Consider the following 2,446-nt stretch of genomic DNA (forward strand, 5'->3'; position numbering starts at 1 on the left):
ATGAGTTGCGAAGCGGTGCATGACGGTATCGAAAGAGCCGTAAAACGCGGCCGTGAAAAAGGCGGTCCAACCTTGCTGGAAATCAAGACTTACCGTTATCGTGGTCACTCCATGAGTGATCCGGCTAAATACCGTACTAAAGAAGAACTGGAAGAGTACAAGGAGAAAGATCCTATCAACGAAGTACTGAAAGTTATTCAGAAAAATAAATGGGCTACTGAAGCTGAAATCGAAGCAATCAACGAACGCGTGAAAGTGGAAGTTGAAGAATGCGTAACTTTCGCAGAAGAATCTCCATGGCCAAACGATGATGAATTGTTGAAAGACGTTTACGTTCAGGAAGATTATCCTTTCATCGTTGATTAAGCTTTAAGCTATTAGCTTTTTAGCTGTTAGCCAATGCTGCGGAGAAATACTAATTGATCTCAGCTGCATTGGCTAACAGCTAAAAAGCTAATAGCTTAAAGCTGGTTCAATACCTATTAAATAACCAAGCAATCACAATTACACCTTACAATGGCAGAAACTAAAGATAAAGCCACCGTGCCTCAACCTACAAAAAATGATTTTGACCTGGAGAAATCCATGCACAAGGCAGAAGACTTCTTCTATAAAAACAAAAACGTTATTTCTATTGCCGTAATCGCAGTAGTAGTAGTGGTAGGCGGTTTCTTCGCCTATAACCGTTTTGTTAAACAGCCGAATGAAAACAAAGCACAGGAAATGGTTTTCCATGCGCAAAATTACTTTGCAGTAGATTCATTCAAACTGGCACTGAATGGTGATGGTAATAATTATGGTTTTTTACAGGTAGCTGAAAAATACGGTAGCACACAAGCTGGTAACCTGGCTAAATACAGTGCAGGTGTTTGTTATATCCGCCTGGGCGATTTCCAGAAAGGTATCGATATGCTGAAGTCTTTTAGCTCCAGCGATCTGTTGCTCCAGCCTACTGCTTATGGTTTGATCGGTGACGCTTACATGGAACTGAACAAAACAGATGATGGTATTGAGTCTTACAAAAAAGCGGGTCATTACAACGACAACGAACTGACAGCGCCTGTTTACCTGTTCCGTGCCGGTCTGGCCCTGGAAAAAGCTGGTAAATCACAGGATGCTATCACTATCTATAAAGAAATTAAAGAGAAATTTCCACTGACCAATGAAGGTCGTGAAATGGACAAGTACCTGGCAAGACTGGGTGATGTAAAGAACTAATCAATTACGAATTACGAATTACGAATTACGGATTGGCAGATAGTAAACGCGATTATTATCCGCCGTTATTTACCTGCCAATCCGTAATTCGTAATTCGTAATTCGTAATTCTAAACTGATTGTATGTCCGAGCATAATAAGAGCTTACTAAATGACGCTGGCATTCTCAACCTGGAGGATGCCAGTGTTGTTATGGTGTATACCGAATGGAACGACGCCATCGTGAATGAACTGGTTGCAGGTTGCGATAAAGCCCTTACACAGTATCATATCACCAAAACAGAGAAAGTACTCGTACCTGGTGCTTTCGAATTACCTTACGCCTGTAAACAATATTGGGAAGCCACCAAAGGCACTGGCAAACAGCCTGGCGCTATTATTGCTTTCGGTTGCGTGATCCGCGGCGAAACACCTCATTTTGATTATGTGTGTAAAGCTGTAACAGAAGGCATACTTCAATTGAACCTTCAGTTACCTGTTCCTGTTATATTTGGAATATTGACGGTAGATAACGAACAGCAGGCGTTGGACAGGCTCGGCGGAGCCCACGGCCACAAAGGAGAAGAGGCTGCCATCACTGCTTTGAAGATGATTGCATTGCAAAGAAAGTTAGCGAAGAGCTAACAGCCAGCAACAAACGGCAAAACAAAAAAGGTTGGCTAAAAGCTAACAGCTAAAAGCTAAAAGCTATATGAATGTACAGTTATTTATACCGTGTTTTGTAGACCAGTTGTTTCCTGAAACCGCCTTTAATATGGTGAAAGTACTGGAGAAACTGGGATGTAATGTGATGTATAACACGGAGCAAACCTGTTGTGGACAACCCGCCTATAATGCGGGATATCAGGATGAATGTCGTACGATAGCCACCAAGTTTGTAAAGGATTTTAAAACCTTCGATTACATTGTTGCTCCCAGCGGTTCCTGTACCGGTTTTGTACGTAACTACTATGGTAAATTATTCGATAATTCTGCCGCACATAATGATGTAAAACTGATTAAAAAGAACCTCTTCGAGTTTACGGAATTCCTCACAGATGTATTACATGTAACTGACCTGGGCGCTACCCTCAACGGTGTAGGCACTTATCATGATGCATGCGGCGCACTGCGGGAATGCGGCATCAAAGAAGGTCCACGCAAATTACTCGAGAAAGTAAAAGGGCTGGAGCTGAAAGAGATGAACGACAGCGAAGTGTGTTGCGGATTTGGCGGTACTTTCGCCGTA

The 2,446-nt window shown here is 42.4% G+C and carries 4 protein-coding genes; all 4 read left to right on the plus strand.

The genetic code is table 11. The features are described 5' to 3' along the window. Window positions 1-366: thiamine pyrophosphate-dependent enzyme (locus VIP81_RS18025; RefSeq protein WP_331964021.1), on the plus strand; the 366-nt coding region annotated here is incomplete at its 5' end. A 150-nt stretch (window positions 367-516) separates the two neighbouring features. Continuing rightward, a complete protein-coding gene (locus tag VIP81_RS18030; RefSeq protein ID WP_331964026.1) occupies window positions 517-1,218 on the plus strand; it encodes a tetratricopeptide repeat protein in 702 nt (233 codons plus the stop codon). Window positions 1,219-1,341: 123 nt separating this feature from the next. After that, window positions 1,342-1,842, plus strand: coding sequence for a 6,7-dimethyl-8-ribityllumazine synthase (ribH, locus tag VIP81_RS18035; RefSeq protein ID WP_331964030.1), 501 nt, complete (start codon window positions 1,342-1,344; stop codon window positions 1,840-1,842). 67 nt (window positions 1,843-1,909) lie between these two features. Further along, a partial coding sequence (locus VIP81_RS18040; RefSeq protein WP_331964033.1) for a (Fe-S)-binding protein occupies window positions 1,910-2,446 on the plus strand: 537 nt, incomplete at its 3' end.

This window comes from Chitinophaga sp. (genome assembly GCF_036566945.1).
Lineage (GTDB): Bacteria > Bacteroidota > Bacteroidia > Chitinophagales > Chitinophagaceae > Chitinophaga.